The 17,493-nt window shown below is 67.6% G+C and carries 15 protein-coding genes; 3 read left to right on the plus strand and 12 right to left on the minus strand.

Annotated elements, in window-relative coordinates; translation table 11 throughout:
• The 10 genes from ABFD52_03335 to ABFD52_03380 form a co-directional block, all read right to left on the minus strand.
• Window positions 1-924: a branched-chain amino acid transaminase gene (locus tag ABFD52_03335; GenBank protein MEN6559793.1), complete on the minus strand. Its 924-nt coding sequence runs from the start codon at window positions 922-924 to the stop codon at window positions 1-3.
• A 613-nt stretch (window positions 925-1,537) separates the two neighbouring features.
• On the minus strand, window positions 1,538-2,476 hold the full coding sequence (locus ABFD52_03340) for a serine/threonine-protein kinase (protein ID MEN6559794.1): 939 nt from the start codon (window positions 2,474-2,476) through the stop codon (window positions 1,538-1,540).
• Window position 2,477: 1 nt separating this feature from the next.
• A complete protein-coding gene (locus tag ABFD52_03345) occupies window positions 2,478-3,251 on the minus strand; it encodes an RsmE family RNA methyltransferase (GenBank protein MEN6559795.1) in 774 nt (257 codons plus the stop codon).
• 13 nt (window positions 3,252-3,264) lie between these two features.
• Complete coding sequence (gene dnaJ, locus ABFD52_03350) at window positions 3,265-4,389, minus strand: molecular chaperone DnaJ (GenBank protein MEN6559796.1); 1,125 nt, start codon at window positions 4,387-4,389, stop codon at window positions 3,265-3,267.
• Entirely contained in the window at window positions 4,382-5,965 is a 1,584-nt protein-coding gene (gene dnaK / locus ABFD52_03355; GenBank protein MEN6559797.1) for a molecular chaperone DnaK, read from the minus strand. Before dnaK ends, dnaJ begins: the two co-directional genes overlap by 8 nt.
• Window positions 5,966-5,968: 3 nt before the next feature.
• On the minus strand, window positions 5,969-6,604 hold the full coding sequence (grpE, locus tag ABFD52_03360) for a nucleotide exchange factor GrpE (GenBank protein ID MEN6559798.1): 636 nt from the start codon (window positions 6,602-6,604) through the stop codon (window positions 5,969-5,971).
• Window positions 6,601-7,659 carry a heat-inducible transcriptional repressor HrcA gene (gene hrcA, locus ABFD52_03365; protein MEN6559799.1) on the minus strand — a complete coding sequence of 353 codons (1,059 nt, stop codon included), beginning with the start codon at window positions 7,657-7,659 and terminating at the stop codon, window positions 6,601-6,603. Before hrcA ends, grpE begins: the two co-directional genes overlap by 4 nt.
• Before the next feature lie 162 nt (window positions 7,660-7,821).
• Window positions 7,822-8,628, minus strand: a complete 807-nt coding sequence (amrB, locus tag ABFD52_03370; GenBank protein ID MEN6559800.1) for an AmmeMemoRadiSam system protein B — start codon at window positions 8,626-8,628, stop codon at window positions 7,822-7,824.
• Window positions 8,629-8,663: 35 nt separating this feature from the next.
• Window positions 8,664-9,983 carry a saccharopine dehydrogenase C-terminal domain-containing protein gene (locus tag ABFD52_03375; protein MEN6559801.1) on the minus strand — a complete coding sequence of 440 codons (1,320 nt, stop codon included), beginning with the start codon at window positions 9,981-9,983 and terminating at the stop codon, window positions 8,664-8,666.
• A 29-nt stretch (window positions 9,984-10,012) separates the two neighbouring features.
• Window positions 10,013-11,323 (minus strand): bifunctional lysine ketoglutarate reductase /saccharopine dehydrogenase family protein, encoded by a 1,311-nt coding sequence (locus tag ABFD52_03380; GenBank protein ID MEN6559802.1) that lies wholly within the window; start codon window positions 11,321-11,323, stop codon window positions 10,013-10,015.
• Between the two features lie 156 nt (window positions 11,324-11,479).
• Between ABFD52_03380 and cysS the strand changes: the two genes are divergently transcribed.
• Window positions 11,480-12,940, plus strand: a complete 1,461-nt coding sequence (gene cysS / locus ABFD52_03385) for a cysteine--tRNA ligase (protein ID MEN6559803.1) — start codon at window positions 11,480-11,482, stop codon at window positions 12,938-12,940.
• The gene (locus tag ABFD52_03390; protein ID MEN6559804.1) at window positions 12,910-13,341 is read left to right on the plus strand and encodes a YraN family protein; all 432 of its coding nucleotides are present in this window, start codon (window positions 12,910-12,912) and stop codon (window positions 13,339-13,341) included. The genes cysS and ABFD52_03390 overlap by 31 nt, the downstream gene beginning before the upstream one ends.
• A 72-nt stretch (window positions 13,342-13,413) precedes the next feature.
• Here ABFD52_03390 and ABFD52_03395 read toward each other — a convergent pair whose 3' ends face one another.
• Together ABFD52_03395 and folK are read right to left on the minus strand one after the other, a co-directional pair.
• Window positions 13,414-15,645: a TonB-dependent receptor gene (locus ABFD52_03395; GenBank protein MEN6559805.1), complete on the minus strand. Its 2,232-nt coding sequence runs from the start codon at window positions 15,643-15,645 to the stop codon at window positions 13,414-13,416.
• 65 nt (window positions 15,646-15,710) lie between these two features.
• Window positions 15,711-16,205, minus strand: a complete 495-nt coding sequence (gene folK, locus ABFD52_03400) for a 2-amino-4-hydroxy-6-hydroxymethyldihydropteridine diphosphokinase (GenBank protein MEN6559806.1) — start codon at window positions 16,203-16,205, stop codon at window positions 15,711-15,713.
• Between the two features lie 118 nt (window positions 16,206-16,323).
• Here folK and ABFD52_03405 point away from each other — a divergent pair, with 118 nt between their 5' ends.
• Entirely contained in the window at window positions 16,324-17,490 is a 1,167-nt protein-coding gene (locus ABFD52_03405; protein MEN6559807.1) for an aminotransferase class V-fold PLP-dependent enzyme, read from the plus strand.
• The last annotated feature ends 3 nt before the right edge of the window (window positions 17,491-17,493 follow it).

Here is a 17,493-nt window from a genome sequence, read left to right on the forward strand (position 1 = left end):
TCAGACGAAGGTCAGCCAGCCGTGGGCGTCCGGCCGCCGGCCGTCGATGATCTCGAAGAAGGCCTTCTGGACCTTCTCGGTCAGTGGCCCGCGTTTGCCCGACCCGATGGTGATCTTGTCGATCGAACGGATGGGCGTGACCTCGGCCGCCGAGCCCGTGAAAAAAGCCTCCTCGGCGACATAGAGCATCTCCCGCGGGATGGTTTCCTCGATGACCCTGAGACCCATCTCCCGGAACAGGGTCACGATGGTGTCCCGGGTGATGCCCGGCAGGACCGAGGAGGACAGGGGCGGCGTCAGGACGGCGCCGTCGACGACGAGGAAGAGGTTCTCGCCGCTCCCCTCGCTGACGTGGCCGCGGATGTTCAGGGCGATGCCTTCCTCGTAGCCGTCGAGCATGGCCTCCATCTTGATGAGCTGGGAGTTCATGTAATTGGCCCCGGCCTTGGCCATGGCCGGGAAGGTGTTCGGGGCCATGCGCCACCAGGAGGAGACGCAGACGTCGATGCCGTTCTCCAGGGCCTCCGGGCCGAGATACTTGCCCCATTCCCAGACCAGGACGGCGCAATCGACGGGATTGGGGAACGGGTTGACGCCGAGCATGTTGTAGCCCCGGTAGACGATCGGCCGGATGTAGCAGGCCGGCAGCTTGTTGGCCCGGACGCATTCGACGACGGCGGCGTTGAATTGGTCCTGGGTATACGGGACGTTCATCCGATAGATCTTGCACGAGTTGTAGAGGCGGCGGGTGTGGTCCTTGAGCCGGAAGATGGCCGTCCCCTTCGGCGTCTCGTAGGCCCGCAGGCCTTCGAAGAGGCAGCTGCCGTAGTGGACGACATGGGAGGCCAGATGGATCGTCGCGTCCTTCCACGGGACGAGTTTCCCATTCTTCCAGACGACGCTCGTTTCCGAGAACGGGCTCATGAGCCCCTCCTTTGGAGGTATGCGCGGATGACTCCCTCGAGGGCCAATCCTATATCATCCCCCCCGGCGAAGTCAATCGCCTCCAGGGGGGAAATGACCCTGGCTACCGGGGGAAGTCCCGGGCGAGGAAGGGACGTCGCTATTCCGTGACCGGGACGATCTTCATGCTGGCTAAAATAGCCATAATGGTCGTCTGGTCGGAGGGCTCGAATCCTTCATCTCGTCCTTCTCGCGAAAGTTCTCGCTTTCTACCTAACCTAGTCGCCTTCAATCACGGAGCATCTCAATGAAGACCGTGCTATTCCGGTCGGCCGGTCCGCGTTGAAGGAAAGCAATAAAGCCGGCCAAGATTAGAGCTAGCGCGCTCATATCGTCCCCCACTATCCCCTGCTGAATGGACGGGATCTTTTTTTATATCAACGCATGAAACCGCAAATGTCAAGGACCATCTTTGAAGGAAACTGCCACCGTTGTTCTATGGATCATATGGCCCGCGGCTGGATTCCCGTCCGGTCCTGAAGCTCGAAGGGTCGCGCCAAACCCCGGATCAGGCCTTTGAGGAGCTGCCTGGTCTCGCCGGACGGCGCGCAAAGGCGGAGGTCCGGGGTCCCGGTCAGACGGTTTCGCCGCAGTAGGGGCAGGCCCGCGACCGGGGCGGCAGGGGCCGGCGGCAGTTCCAGCAGAAGGCCGCCGTCTTCTGCTCCCGGGCCCGGATCCGGATCATGATGTCGTCGATCTCCGAGGTCTTCGGCGTCTTGCCCTTGTAGAGCGACAGGTCGCGGATGATCTCCGAGGCGCTCTGGTAGCGGTCCTCGACCTTGGGGGCCAGGGCCCGCATGATGATGGCGTCGATCTCCCTCGGGACGCGGCCGTTCTTGATCCGCGGCGGCGTGAGCTTGCCCTGCTGGGCCTTCTCCAGGATCTTGAACGGGTCGGGGTCGAAGATCGGCGGCCGGCCGATGATCATCTCGTAGAAGATGCAGCCGAGGGAGTAGAGGTCGGCGGCGAAGGAGGCCTTGCCCAGGAACTGCTCGGGGGCCATGTAGGGCGGCGAGCCGATCCGGGTCGAGGCGTAGGGCACGGCGTTGAGCCAGGCCGAGGTCCCGAAATCGGTGATCTTGGCCGTCCCCTCCTCGGAAACGATGATGTTCGACGGGCGGAGGTCCCGGTGGATGATCTTGGCCTTGTGGGCGTGGTCGACGCCGTAGGAGATCTGCTTGATGAAGTCGATGGCCTGCTCGACGCCGAGCACTCGCTCCTTCTCCAGGATCTTCTCCAGGGTCGGGCCCTTGATGTATTCCATGACCATGAAGAAGACGTTCTTCTCCTTCTCCGCGGCCAGCATGCGGACGATGTTCGGGTGGCTGAGGGCGGCCTGCAGGCGCGGCTCCTTGAGCAGCTTGTAGAGCTCGGCCGACTGCTTGTGGGGGACCTTGATGGCCACCTTGATGTCGAGCCAGGTGTCCTTGGCCAGGTAGACCGAGCCGAAGCCGCCGCTGCCCAGGGACCTCAGGATCTCGTACTTGCCGACCTTCTGCCCTTGGAGGAACATGTCAATCCGTCCAGAAGTGCGCGATCATGGCCGCGCCGGCCACGGCCGCCGTCTCCGCCCGCAGGATGCGGCGGCCCAGGGAGGCGGGCTCGAACCCGGCCTCCCTGATCTTCCTCTCCTCCCCTTCCGTCCAGCCGCCCTTGGGCCCGACCAGGAGCAGGATCGACGGGGGCGGACCCGCCGCCGGCGCGGGCGCCCCGCGTTCGGCATCCGGCGCGGCCGGCGCCGCGGCCAGGATCTCCTTGAGCGGCCGGCCGCCGTGCTCGCTCAGGAACAGCTTGCGGTCGGCCCCGGGCTCGCGAAGCAGGCGGTCGAGCGGCCGGGGCGCGTGGACCTCGGTCACGAGGCGGGCTTTGCATTGCTTGGCCGCCTCCCGGGCGATCCGGCGCCAGCGGTCGAGCTTGCGGTCCTCCCGCTCCCCCGGCGGCCGGTAGGAGCGGGCGCTGGTCACGGGGATGAATTCGGAACAGCCGATCTCGGCGGCTTTCTCGAGGACGGTCTCGAGCTTCCGGGCCTCGATCAGGCACTGGGCCAGGGCCAGCCTTGGCCCCGGCGACTCAGGCTCTTCCAGCCAGAGGATCGCGACCTCGGTCGAATCCTCCCCGACCTTCTCGACCCGGGCCAGGCATCGCCGGCCGCGGCCGTCGAAGAGCCAGATCTCCTCCCCGGCGCGGACCCTGGCCGCTTTGGCCAGATGGCGGTGTTCTCCGCCCCGCAAGACCATCCGGGACGGGCCGGCGGCGATGACGGGAACGTAGAACTGGTTCGCTGTCACGCTTCTCGCCGGCTCACTGCAAGATGTCCTTCAGCCTATGGACGACGCTCTTGTCGACGGCTTCGATGTCCTCGCCGCGCAGCTCGGCCAGCTTGGCCAGCAGCGCCTTCTGCTCCTTGGACAGGTCGCCCGGCGTTTTGATCCGGATCCGGACGAAGAGATCGCCCTTGCGCCGGCCGGCGACGTCACGGACGCCCCGGCCCTTGAGACGGAGCGTTTCGCCCGGCTGCGTCCCGGGCGGGATCCTGAGGACCTCCGGGCCTTCGAGTGTCGGGATCTCGATCCTCGCGCCGAGGGCGGCCTGGGTGAACGAGATGGCGATCTCGCAGGCGAGATCGCCGCCTTCGCGCTCGAAGAAGGGGTGCTTGCGGACGCGGGTCACGACGTAGAGATCGCCGGCCGGCATGCCCTCGTCGCCGGCCTCGCCTTCGCCGACGAGCCGCAGCCGCGAACCGTCCTCGACGCCGGCCGGGATGCGGACCTTGAGGGTCCTCTTCTCCCTGACGTGGCCCTTACCCTGGCACGACTCGCAGGGCGAAGCGTTGATCTCGCCGCTGCCCTGGCAGCGCGGGCAGGTCCGGGCCATGGTGAAGAAGCCCTGCTGGATGCGGAGCTGGCCCTGGCCGCCGCACGAGGGGCAGGCGGCGGGCCGGGTGCCGGGCTTGCGCTTCGAGCCGCCGCAGGCGGGGCAGGCTTCGGCCCGGGTCAGCTTGATCTCCCGCTCGACGCCCGCCGCCGCTTCCTCGAGTCCGATCTCGATCTCGAGGGCCAGGTCCCGGCCGGGGCTGCGCCGGCTCCGGGCCCGGCTCCGGCCGCCGCCGAAGAGGTCGCCGATGCCGAAGCCGAAGAGGTTCCCGAGGATGTCCTCGAAGCCCTCGAAGACCGACGTGTCGAAGCCGGAGAAGCCCTGGCCGCGCAGGCCGTCGCGGCCGAAGCGATCGTAGACGGACCTCTTCTCTGCGTCGCCCAGGACGCTGTAGGCCTCGGCCGCCTCCTTGAACCTCTCCTCGGCCTCCTTGCTGCCGGGGTTGCGGTCGGGATGGTGCTTCATGGCCATCTGGCGATAAGCCCGCTTGATGTCCTCGGCCGGCGCGTCCCGGGGCACGCCGAGGACCTGGTAGTAGTCCCTGTCAGCCATTCGCCGCCTGCCTTGCGGCGCCGGGGCCCGCCTGTTTCCGTTTCAGCGCTTCCACATCCGCGGCCGAGAGTCCCGAGGAGGGCCGGACCTCGATCTTGTGGCTGAGGCCCGTTTCCTTGTCCTTGGCCGAGACCTGGACCAGGCCGTCGGCGTTGATCTCGAAGGTGACATCGATCTGGGGCACTCCGGCCGGGGCCGGCTCGATGCCCACCAGCTCGAAGACGGCCAGGGACTTGTTCAGCGAGGCCAGGAACCCCTCGCCCTGAAGGACATGGATCCGGACCCGCCGCTGGTTGTGGGTGACGGTGGTGAAGGCCTTGACCTTGCGGGTCGGGACGGTCGTGTTCTTCTCGATGACCGTCTCGTAGCCGTCGCCCTCCGTCTCGATGCCCAGGGCGAAGGGAGTGACGTCGAGCAGGAGGATGAGGTCCCGGACCTGGCCGTCCAGGATGCCCGACTGGATGGCCGCGCCCATGGCCACGGTCTGGTCGGGATCGATCTTCTCCTCGGGCGCCCGCCCGAAGAACTTGGTCACCCGCTCCTTGACCAGGGGCATGCGCGTCTGGCCGCCGACGAGGATGACGTGCTCGATCCGGTCGGCCGAGAGCCGGGCCTCGGCCAGGGCCCGCTCTATGTGCGGCACGGTCCGCTCGACGAGATCGGCCGTCATGGCCTCGAAGGCGGGCCGGCTGAGGGTCTTGCGGATATGGTTGGACGCGGCCTTGTCCGAGATGATGAAGGGCAGGTTGATCTCGGTCTCGGCGGTGAAGGACAGCTCGCGCTTGGCCCGCTCGGCGGCTTCCTTCAGGCGCTGAAGGGCCAGCTTGTCCTTGCTCAGGTCGACGCCCGTCTCGGCCCGGAAGCTGGTCGCCAGCCACTCGACGATGCGGTTGTCGAAGTCCTCGCCGCCGAGGTAGGAGTCGCCGTTGGTGGCCAGGACGTTGAAGACGCCGTCGCTGACCTCGAGGATGGTGACGTCGAACGTCCCGCCGCCGAGGTCATAGACGGCGGCCAGGCCGTTCTTCCTGGCGTCGAGCCCGCAGGCCAGGCCGGCGGCGGTCGGCTCGTTGATGACCCGCAGGACGTTAAGGCCGCAGATCGTGGCCGCGTCCTTGGTGGCCTGCCGCTGGGCGTCGTTGAAGTGGGCCGGCACGGTGATGACGGCCTCGGTCACGGGCTCGCCGAAGAAGGACTCGGCGCAGGTCTTGAGGTAGCCCAGGACCATGGCCGAGATCTCGGGCGGGCTGAGGGTCTCGCCGCCCAGCGCCACGGCGACGTCGCCGTTGGCGGCCTCCTTGAGACCGTAGGGCAGCCGGGCCACGGCCTCCTGGATCTGGGCCGACTGGAACTTCTGGCCGATCAGGCGCTTGACCGCGTAGAACGTCGAGGCGGGATTGGTCACGGCCTGGCGCAGGGCCAGGGTCCCGACCAGCCGCTCCCCCGACCCGGTGAACGACACCACCGAGGGCGTCGTCGGCAGGCCTTCGAGGTTGGGGATGACCACGGGATTCCCGCCCTCGAGGTAGGCGACGCAGGAGTAGGTCGTCCCCAGGTCGATGCCGATGACGTGTCCCATGCGCTACTGTCCTTTCTTCGGGACGAGGACCTTGACCATGGCCGGGCGGAGGAGCCGGTCCTGGATCATGTAGCCCTTCTGGAGCTCTTCCTCGACGGTGGGCTCCGCGACCTGGTCGGACTCGGCCACGGTCATGGCCTGCTGGATCGTCGGGTCGAAGACCTTTCCCCCCGGGACGATCGGCCGGACGCCGTGCTTGGCGAGCACGGCCTGGAGCATCCGGAAGATGAGCTCGACGCCTTCGCGGAAGGTTTTGTCCGCCGCGTCGGCCGGCACGCTCTGCAGGGCCCGCTCGAAATTGTCGGCCAGATCCAGCAGCTCGAGCATGACGCCGCTCAGGGCGTACTGCTGGAACTCGCCCTTCTCCCTTTCGAAGCGCTTGCGCAGGTTCTCCATGTCGGCCAGGCGGCGGAGGTGCGCGTCCTTGAGGTCGGCCAGCTCCTGCTTGAGCGCCTTGATCTCGGCGTCCTTCTTCTTGAGCTTGTCCTTGAGCGGCTTCGCGCTCTCCTCGGGGGCCTTCCCCCCGGCCTCCGGCGGCGCCGCGGGCGGGGCCGCCGGCGCGGGCTTCTCTCCGCCGTCGGGCGGCCTCTCGGGGATGAACTCGATCTCGTCGCCGGGCTTGTCTTTTTCGTCCGTCATAGGCTGACCTCTTTCCCGAAGACCGTGATGGCCAGGCTGATGCGCTTGGCCGTGCGGTCGACGAGCGGGATGATCTTCTCGTAGGGGATGCGTTTCGGGCCGATGACCCCCAGTGTCCCGAGGACCTGGTTGCCGTAGCCGTAGTGCGAGAGCACGAGCGAGCAGTCCTCGATGTCGGGGAAGTTGGCCTCGGCGCCGATCAGGACCTTGACCCGGTCGAGGCTGACGAAATCCGAGAGCAGCTTGACCAGGGCGGCCTTCTCCTCGAAGCTGCGGAACAGGGGCCGGAGCTTGTCCAGATCGGACAGGCCGGCCTTGCCGAGCAGGCGCGAGGTGCCCTGGAGAAAGATGCGGTCCTCCCCTTCCTTGTCGATCGAGCTCTTGAGCAGCTCGAGGAGCTTGCTCAGGCTGTCCTCGTACTTGACCCGGTACTTGGGCAGGTCGCGCACCAGGGCTTCGCGGACGGCCAGGATCGTCCGGCCCCGGAAGTTCTGGTTGAGGTACTGGGAGGCGCCGTCGAGCTCGGCCTGGCTCAGCGGCAGGGACGATTCCAGGGTCTCGGTCAGGACCATGTGGAAAGGCGTCACCAGGATGACCAGGACACGGCGGTCGGAGATCTTGATGAAGCGCAGGTGCTCGAACGTCATCCGGAAAAGCCGCGGCGAGATGACGAAGCCCAGCGCGTCGGACGAATCGGCCAGGCTCCGGCAGGCCTGCAGCAGGAGCGAGTCGAGGTCCGCCGTCCGGGCGGTGAATTCCTCCTGGATGAGGGACGGGACCCGCTCCTCGGGCAGGGATCCCTCGGCCAGCAGGCCGCCGACATAGAAGCGCAGGCCCCGGTCCGTCGGCACCCGTCCGGCCGAGGTGTGCGGCTGGGACAGGTAGCCCATCTCCTCTAGCTTAGACATGATGTTGCGCAGCGTCGCCGGCGAGGCCTTGATCCGCCGGGTCTGGGAGACCGCGCCGGAACTGACCGGGCGCCCGCAGTGGACAAAGCTCTCCACGACGAGGTTAAGGACCTTCTTATCCTTATCGCGGAGGGCAAACCTAACCATAATCTTCCAGCATTTTATATAGCACTTGGACCGAGGGAGTGTCAAATGACTCAGAGTCAGGGGGCCGGCCGGGCCGGCGAGCCGGGAGAAATCACCCTCTCCCCCCATATGCCGCTTCTTATCGGCGAGTCAGGCCTCCCCCGTCCTCTCGGGCCGGAAGTGTCAGGCGATCCTTATCCCGGCGTAACCGACCACCCGGTCGTAATCGCCGGAGGCCTCGCCGGAGGTCCGGTAGCTGATGAGCTCGGCTTTCGTCGCCCCCAAACCCAGCGCGGCCACGAGGACCGCCGCCGTCGGCTGGAAGCCGCACATCGAGATGCGCTCGGCCGTGACGGTTTCGACGAGGCCCGCCGGGTCCAGATCGAGCACCTTGCGGACCGCCATCATGTCCTTCCGCTCGGCCGTCTTCTGGCTGACGTAATGACTCATGTCCGTGCTGGCCACGAGCAGCGTCTCGCGGCCCGAACCTCGGACGGCTTCGGCCAGGGCCAGGCCGAGTGTCTCCAGGTCGCCGTAGCCGGCCTCGTACGAAACGCAGATCGGCACGATGGCCGCCCCGGGCCGGAAGTACTGGATGAAGGGCAGTTGGACCTCCAGAGAATGCTCCTGGAGGTGGGCCGCCTCGTCCTCGTCGGCCAGCGGACAACCGGCCATGACGCGGGCGGCCAGGTCCTCGTCGATGGCGCTCTCGCCGAGCGGGGTCAGCCAGCTGCCGCGGGCCTGGACGGCGAAGAGCGGCCCTATCTCGTGATGGGCCGGACCGAGGATGACAACGCTCTCCGGCACCCGGACCGAGGCGAAGACCGCGCCGGCCACGGGGCCGGAATAGACGTAGCCGGCATGGGGCGAAACGACGGCGACGGCCTTAACGGGCGCCGCGGCGGCCCGGGCCATCCCGGCGACCGTCTCCCGCAGCTCCTCCCGGCCGCCAGGATAGAATTGACCGGCGACGCTGGGTTTGCGTTTCATCGCTCCCTCCCCTCCGGCTTGCGCCGGCCTAAGCGTCAGAGGACCTGCCGTTTCTCCTGGAACCTTATGCCGAGGCGCTCGAGCTCGTCCAGGATGGGCCCGTAGATCTCGGGCACGACCGGCACCTGGACGCCCTTCAGGCCGATCCGGCCCTCGAGGATGAGTCGGGCGCCGATGGCCGCCGGGAGCCCGACGGTCCTCGACATGGACGAGTCGCCGCCGGGGACCCCGTAGTCGATGAGCGTCGAGACGATCCTCTCCGTCCGGCCGCCGGTCTGGGCCAGGAACTCGTGCTGCAGGACGACCATGTCCCGCTCGCGAGGCGCGTAGCTCATCCGGTCGATCATCAGGGCGGTCAGGTTGTCGATCGCCGGGGCCTTCGGCGCGGGCAGCGGCTTCTCCTCGTAGAGCCCCAGCCACTCCAGCCGCGACAGGATGGGCGATCCGGTCGGAAGGCCCAGCCGCGCCGCGACCGCGGCCTTGACGTCGGCGCCGGGAGCGGCCTGGGCCAGCTCCCTCATCAGGCCGTTCCAGGTCTGGCCGGTCCGGTCCCTGGCTGTTTCGTCGAGCAGGCCCAGCTCGACCATCTTCCGCAGGGTCTCGCACCAGCCGGGGTAGCGCAGCGTGCCCCGGAAGACCGTCCTGGCCTCGGAGATGCCGTAAGCCTCTCTGTATTGGACGGAATCACGGTTGGGATAGCCCTCGAAGTCCCCCAGCCCGGGGATCCCGATGACCTCCGGCCGGGCGAAGAGGGAGGCGGCCGGGATGTTCACGATCCGGCCGTCCTTGAGGAACTGGGCCGAGTTCTTGGAGGCCAGTAGGACGCCGCGGGGGCTCCAGGAGAACTTGTAGCCGAAGGGATTGGTGTTGGCCTCCGGCGCCGGGAACCCGCCGCACCAGGACGTGAAGCCGAGGACCCGCCCGCCGGCGTCATGGATCTCGTGAATGACCCGCATGGCCTCCATGTGGTCGATGCCCGGATCGAGGCCGACCTCGTTGAGGAGGGTCACGCCCTTTTCCCTGGCCCGCGCGTCGAGCGCCTGCATGGCCGGCTTGACGTAGGAGGCGGTGACCACGGACGCGCCTCTCTCGACGGCCAGTTCGGCGACGACCGGATGGAACGCGTAGGGCACCATGCTGACGACGAGATCGACCCGGCCGATGGCCGCGCCCAGGGCATCCCGGTCGGCGATGTCGAGGACCGCCGCGGTCCCACGCGGGTGGGTCCCGACGAGCTTGGCGGCCCGGCCCGGCTCCATGTCGGCGACCGTCACGGCGAAATCCGGCTGCTCGAGCAGGTAGTTGACGAGGGGCTTGGCCACCAGGCCGGCCCCCAGGACGAGTATCTTTTTCATGGTCGTACCTCCACTCGGATCGCGGCCGGTCAGCCGAGGTATTCGCTGAGGTAGGCGTAGCTCGGCGCGAGCTGGCCGCGGTACACGATGACGGCCCGGCGCAGGACGTCCGGCAGGCCGCACTCGGCGAAAGGCCGGTCAAAGCGCGCCGCGGCCAGGGCCGGGATGTGCTCCTTGAACTTGCCGCTGAAATAGGTCGAGGACTCGAGGGGCAGCTCGGCCGGCAGGTTGTAGACGGCCAGGACCGCCGGGCCGCGGCCGGCGAAGCCGGGTTTGGCCTTGTCCTCGACGGGATCATAGACGTAGACGGGATTCTCCGAGTCGGTCGCCTGGACCGTGCACTCGATCGAGCCGTTGATGTCGCAGGTGATGTCGCCGACGACCCGAAGGCGGGGCTGGCCGTCCGCGTAGAGCTTCTTCAGGAACGCCTTGGTGATGTACTTGGGGAACTTCGGGGCCCAATAGATGCCGTTGACGACGGCCGTGAGATAGGGCACCAGGTCCTCGGTGATCGCCCGGTAGCCCTGAGGATGGTCGTAGTAGTCCTGAAGGTCGAAGGCCTGGGCGGGGTCGGCCGGCCGGACCATGTCCTCTTCATGGAACACGGCCTTGTAGAGGTTCCGGCCGGCCTTGTTCCCGCCCTGGAAAAGCTTGGGGATATCGGCCGGGCGGACGGTTTCGACGGGCAGGAGGTCGAAGATCTCCTGGGCCCCCTGGGAGACGTGGCCATAGCCGAAGAAGCCGATGACCGTGGGGCCCAGCCGGGGCGGCAGCCCGTCCTTGACCAGCTTCGCCCCCAGACCGGAGACGGCCTCCTTGGCCTCGACCAGGCTCTTGTAGCGATGGGTCGGCTCGAGCATGGTGAACGGGCTGGGAATGCCCTCGACCGTCAGACGGCGGCCCAGGGCCCAGAGGGTGTCGATCATCCCGGCGTGGCCGGCGTAGTTGCCGAAATAGAGGACCCGCCTCCCTTTCTCGTCGACCATCTTCTCGTAGTCGATGACGGTGCAGCCCATGTCCATCATCTTCTTGAGCATCGGCATGTTCTGGCTCTGGCCCTTGGCCGTGTGCGAGAAGAAGATGTAGGTCTTGCCTTTCTCGATGAGCTCGATCGGGATCTCCTTGAGGGCCAGGACGACGGGACAGGGCGAGAGCCCCTCCTCGACCGGGATGCCGGCCAGGCGGTAATCGTCGTCGCTGAAGATCCGGATCTTCGACGGCTGGACGCGGAACTCGACCGGATACTTGTCGGCGAGCTCCCGGGCATGGGACGGGATCAGCGGGACCCGCTTTTCCCACTTGTTGATGTCCTCTCGGCGGATGCCGAACTTGGTGTTCATGATGATTGCCTTTGGATGAGATGTGGAATGACTTATATCGATTATGCCACAATCGTCATGGCCGTTCAACCCTTCCCGGATCACGGCGGGCCGGGGCCAGCCCCGCCGCGCCGGGGAGGTTGACGGATATGGGGCGGACCGGCTAAGATGGGCGGGATGATCAGGTTCCACAACACGCTCGGCGGCCGGATCGAGGACTTCGTCCCTCTCGAGCCCGGCCGGGTCAGGCTCTACACCTGCGGCCCGACGGTCTACGACTTTCCCCATATCGGCAACTGGCGGGCCTACGTTTTCGAGGACCTGCTCAAGCGCTTCCTGAAATACAGCGGTTTCGGGGTCACGCACGTCATGAACATCACGGACGTCGAGGACAAGACGATCCGCGATTCCAAGGCCAGGACGGTCGAGGAGCTGAAGCGCTATACCGCCAAGTATATCGACGCGTTCATGGCCGAACGGGACCTCTTGAACATCCAGCCGGCCGACCGCTATCCGAGGGCGACCGAGCATATCCCGGAGATGGTCGGGCTCGTCAAGACCCTGCTGGCCAAGGGCTTCGCCTACCGGAAGGACGGCTCGGTCTATTTCGCCATCGACAAGTTCCCGGCCTACGGGCGCCTGTCCCGGGTCAACCTCGAGGAGCGCCGGCCGGGCAGCCGCGGCGACGCCGACGAATACGAGAAGGAAAGCGTCCACGACTTCGCCCTCTGGAAGGCCCCCAAGGAGGGCGAACCCTTCTGGGAGACGGAGATCGGGCCGGGGCGGCCGGGCTGGCACATCGAGTGCTCGGCCATGAGCGCCAGGTACCTCGGCAGGACCTTCGACATCCACTGCGGCGGCGTCGACAACATCTTCCCCCACCACGAGAACGAGATCGCCCAGTCGGAGGCGGCTAACGGGGTCAAGTTCGTCAACTACTGGCTCCACTGCCACCACCTGGTCGTCAACGGCCAGAAGATGGCCAAGTCCAAGGGCAATTTCTACCGGCTGGCCGACGTCCTGGCCCGCGGCGGCTGCGACGCGCTGGACGTCCGCTACCTGCTCGTCTCGACCCACTACCGGAAGATGCTCGACTTTACCTTCGAAGCCCTGAAGCAGGCCCGGACCGCCCGACAGAGGATGGGCGATTTTTTGGGGACCCTCGGGGACGTTCCGCCGGAGGCGGCGGGCCAGGCGCCGGTCGAGCCGCTCCTCGCGACGGCCCGGGCCGGATTCACGGCCGGGCTCGGGGACGACCTCAACATCGCGGAGGCGCTGGCCGCCGTGTTCACGTTGATCAAAGACGCCAATCCCCTGCTCGTCCAGGGCCGGGTCTCGAAGGCGGGCGCGGACAAGCTGGCCGCCTTCATGGGCGAGGTGGACGGCGTCCTCGGCGTCAGGCCATCGCCGGCCGTGAGCCTTTCCGGGAAGATCGGCGGAGCCGGCCCGGCCGCCGGAACGGCGGACGTTCTCGAAAGCGGGATACGGGCTAAGATCGAAGAGCGCCAGCGGGCCCGGGCCGCCAGGGACTTCAAGCGGTCCGACGAGATCCGCGGCGAACTGCTGGCCATGGGCATCATCCTCGAGGACACCAAGGACGGCGTCCGGTGGAAGCGCGTCGTTCCTCCCAAGCCCTGACGCCCCGGCGCCCGGCCGCCGCGCCGGCGTCCCCGGCCGGGCCCGAAAAGGCGACCCTGGCCCTCGGCCGCTCCGGCGAGGACATCGCCTGCCGCTATCTCCTGGAAAAGAAATACGAGATCCTGGAGCGCGGCTTCCGCCTGCTCCGCGGGGAGATCGACATCGTGGCCCTGGACGGCGAGACCCTGGTCTTCGTCGAGGTCAAGGCCCGGACCGACGAATCCCACGGCCGGCCCGAGGAAGCCGTGACGCTTGGCAAGCAGCGGCAGCTCCGGCGGCTGGCCCAGGGTTATCTCCTGACCCATCCCCGGCCCGGCGCGGACTGCCGCTTCGACGTCATCGCCATCCTGTTCAGCGGGCCGGACGACTGCCGGCTCGAGCACTTCATCGACGCCTTTTAACGCGGCCTGGGGGCCGGCCCGTCCCCGGCCCGGACATGTCGCCGGTCTCGACGCCCTTCCTTCCCGGCCGCGTCAGAACGAGTAGCCGATCCCGATCCTGAGGTTCCGTCCCGGCTCGATCATCGCGTCGGGATCGGCCCGGTCGATGTACGCGGCGTTGAAGAGGTTGGCCAGGGTGGCCGAGATGCGGATCCCCCGCCAGACATAGGCGGCCCGGAGATCGACGATCTCCGAGGACGCCACGGCGATCTCGGCCGGTCCGGGATCGTCCTTGGCCAGGCAGAACGCAGCTTCGACGCCGGCCGAGAAGTTCCCCCGCCAATACTCCGTCCCGGCCCGGAGGCGGACCGGCGGGACGTCGTTCAGGGGCGCGTCCGTGGCCAGGCTGCGGCCGCGGATCGCGGCCACGCCGCCCGTGACCTTCCAGCCGGGCAGGAGGAAGGCCTCGGCCTCGAGCTCGAGGCCGCGCAGCAGTCCCCGCTCGATGTTGCCGTAGGTGTAGGTCGTCGGGTCGACCCGGTAGCGCTCGATCATGTCGTCGATGCGATAGCGGAAGGCGTACAGGCCGACAAAGAAGCGGCGGCCGAGGAACTTGAGCCCGCCGTCGAGGTTGAAGCTGCTCTCGGGCTTCAGGTCCGGCTGCCCGATGATGAATCCGCGGCCGCTGATCCCCGTATAGAATCGCTCGTTGATGCTGGCCAGGCGGTAGGCCCGGGCCATGTTGACGAAAGCGGTGAGATCTTTCGTGAGCTTGTAGGAGACGGCCAGGAAGCCGGTCGGCTGGCTGTCCTTGGTCAGGATCGGCTGGGCCTCGGGGGCCTCAGGTATGCTGATCTCTCCCTGGTAAGGCGTCGCTTTCATGCGCAGGACGTCGTAGCGCACGCCGCCCAGGATATCGAGCCGCCGGATGCCGGTGTAATCCGCCGAAAGGAAGAAGCCGAGATCGCCCCGGCTGGCGCTGGCGTAGGGATACTCCTCCTGGACGCCGGTCACGGCCCCGGTTTCGTCGTAGGAGGTGTAGGCGTTGTAGGCGTGGGCCGCGGCCCGGCCGAAATAGTCCGCTCCCCCTTCCAGCCGGAACGACGGGCCGAGCTTCTTCGAATAGGAGGCCTGGGCCCCGAACTCCGTGCTGTCGGTCTTGGCGTAGGACTCCTTGGTGAGGTAGCCGCTGTAGTTGTCGGTCAGGGTCTCGAGGTAATTGGGATTGGCGAAGGCGTGGAAAACGAGCTCCCCGCCCCGGCCGACGTTCTTTTCCTTCCAGTCGAGATGGACCAGGTTCTGGTTCTCGTGCGGATACCATGTCGGCTTGGTGGAGGCCGTCTGGCTCGGCTTGCCGATGTCGGAGCCCCGGGCGGCCAGGAGGCCGATCTCGATCTCCCGCTTGTCGGTCCGGTGGGCGGCTTTGGCCAGGAGGCTGCCCTGGGTGAACTGCGACTGCAGGATCTTGGTCCCGCCGGGGACCCGGTAAAGCCCCGCGTCGTCGTACTGGAAGGCCAGCGAAAAAGCCCAGGTCCCGGTCGAGCCCTCGAGGCCGAGCCCGACGCGCTTCTCGCCGTTGACGCTGCCCAGGCCGGCCTGGAAGCGGCCGTGGAGGCCGGGCGCGAAGCCCGGTTCCCTGGTCAGGATGTGGATCACGCCGCCGATCGCATCCGAGCCGTAGAAGACCGACGAGGCGCTCCGCAGGACCTCGATCCGCTCGATGTCCCAGGGGCTGACGAACGAGGCGTTGGGACCGGTCCGCCGGTCGCTCTCGAGCCGGGCGCCGTCGACCAGGTAAAGCACACGCCGGCGGGCCAGGCCGCGCACGGTCGGCACGAGCGAGAACCCGGCCGAGCCTATGGACCCGACGCCGGGGACGTTCCGCAGCCCGTCGTTGACGTTCGCCGGCATGTCCGCGGCCAGGCTCTCCCCGGACACCACGGTGGCAGCCGCGGGGACCTGGATCGATGGCTCGGGGTAGCGCAGGGCCGTGACCACGACCTCCTCGCTCTGCCGGACGACGCGGACGAGGGCCAGGACGACCGGCCGGGTCCGCTGCCGGGCCCCGATCTCGAACTCGCGCTCGTAGTAGTCGGGGTGGACGACCTCGAGCACGATCCGTCCGGCGGCCGGCACGTCGAGGGAGAACCGGCCATCGGCTCCGGTCTCCGTCCTGACGCCGCTCGCCCGGTGCAGGACGACGGCCGCGGCCACGGGATTGTCGGCGGCTCCGACGACCTTGCCCCGAACCTCGGCTGCTCCGGCCAGGGTCGCGGCGGCAAGCAGGACGAAAGAAAGAACGAGGACCGGTCGGGCTCGATGCATGGCCACCTCCATTTTGGTTATAGACGCAGGACCGGGCGGCTTTCTTCCCGCCGGGGGCCCCGTTCCTACCTGCGCCGCCGGCTTCGGGCCTTCAGGACCCGGCTATTGTCGGCGGAGGCCGCGAGGAGCTCCGCCGCCGTTCGGCCCAGGACAGGATGCCGGGCCTCCGGGGCCAGCTCGGCCAACGGCACCAGGACGAAATTCCTCAGGTGGAGCCGGGGGTGCGGCAGGACGAGTTCCGGCGCGTCGACCACCATGTCTTCGGCCAGGAGGATGTCGATGTCGATCGTCCGCGGCCCCTTGGCGACGGTCGGGACCCGGCCCATCTCCGCCTCGATGGACTTGGCCAGGCGGAGGAGCGCCGAGGGGTCGAGCCCGGAGCGGACCTCGACGACCTGGTTGAGGAACCAGGCTTGGCCGGCGTAATCGACCGGCTCGGTCTCGTAGACGGACGAAACCCTGAGGATCGCGACGTCGGCCCGCGCCAGCCGCCGCCTGGCCCGGGCCAGGTTCGCCGAGCGCCGGCCGAGGTTGCTGCCGAGCCCGAGGAAATAGATCATGCGCCGCTTTCGCCGGCATTCTAGCCGATTCGCCGGCCCGGTTGCAATTCGCCGGTCAAGCTATTAGTATAGCCCTTCACGGGCTTCGGTCCTGTCGAACCATGAACGGAGAGAGCGCATGAGCAAGCTGATCTTCCTCGACAACGGCGCGACGAGCTTCCCCAAGCCCGAAGAGGTCTATCGCTATATGGACCACTTCTACCGCAACTACGGCGTCAATCCCGGCCGCTCGGGATACGACCTGTGCATGGAGGCCGGCCTGATCGTCGAGGAGACGCGGAAGTCGCTGACGGAATTCTTCCACGGCGCCGACCCCAACCGCCTCTGCTTCGGCTACAACTCGACCGACGCGCTGAACCTCATCATCTTCGGCATGCTCCGCCCGGGCGACCACGCCATCACGACGACGCTCGAGCACAATTCCGTCCTCCGGCCCCTCTACCATCTCTCCCGGCAGGGCGTGGAGGTCGAGCACGTCCCCTTCGACGGCCGGGGCTTCGTCGACCCGGCCGAGATCCGGAAGCGGTTCCGGCCGAATACCCGGCTGGTCGTCGTCAACCACGCCTCCAACGTCATCGGCACCGTCCAGCCCATCGACGAGATCGGCCGGCTCTGCCGCGAGGCCGGCATCCCCTTCGCCATCGACGCCTCGCAGTCGGCCGGCAAGGTGCCGATCGACATGGAGGCCCAGTGCCTGGACGTCGTCGCCTTCACCGGCCACAAGTCCCTGCTCGGGCCGACGGGCATCGGCGGGCTGTGCGTCCGCGAGGGCGTCGAGATCCGGCACACCCGGGCCGGCGGGACCGGCGTGCGCTCGGCCGTCCGGACCCACCTCGACGAGTACCCTTACCGCCTCGAGTTCGGCACGGCCAACGTGATGGGCATCGCCGGACTGAAGGCCGGCCTCGCCTGGATCAGGGAGAAGGGCGTGGAGGCCATCCACGCCGAGGAGATGCGCCTGGCCCGGATCCTTCTTGACGGCCTGCGGGCCATCCCCCGGGTCACGCTCTACTGCCAGGACAGCCTGGAGGACCACATCGCCGTCCTGGCCTTCAACGTCCAGGGGATGGAAGCCGCCGACGTGGGCACGATGCTGGACGTCGATTTCGGCATCGCCTGCCGGACCGGCCTGCACTGCGCCCCGCGCCTTCACGAGCAGCTGGGCACGGACAAGATCCACGGCGCGGTCCGCTTCGGGATCGGGCCGTTCAATACGGAAGACGATGTCCGGGCGGCCGTCGCGGCCGTAGGGAAGATCGCCGCGCGGCCGGCGGTCAAGCGCTGAGAG

It is taken from the genome of Acidobacteriota bacterium, from assembly GCA_039683095.1.
GTDB lineage: Bacteria > Acidobacteriota > Aminicenantia > Aminicenantales > Saccharicenantaceae > RBG-16-66-30.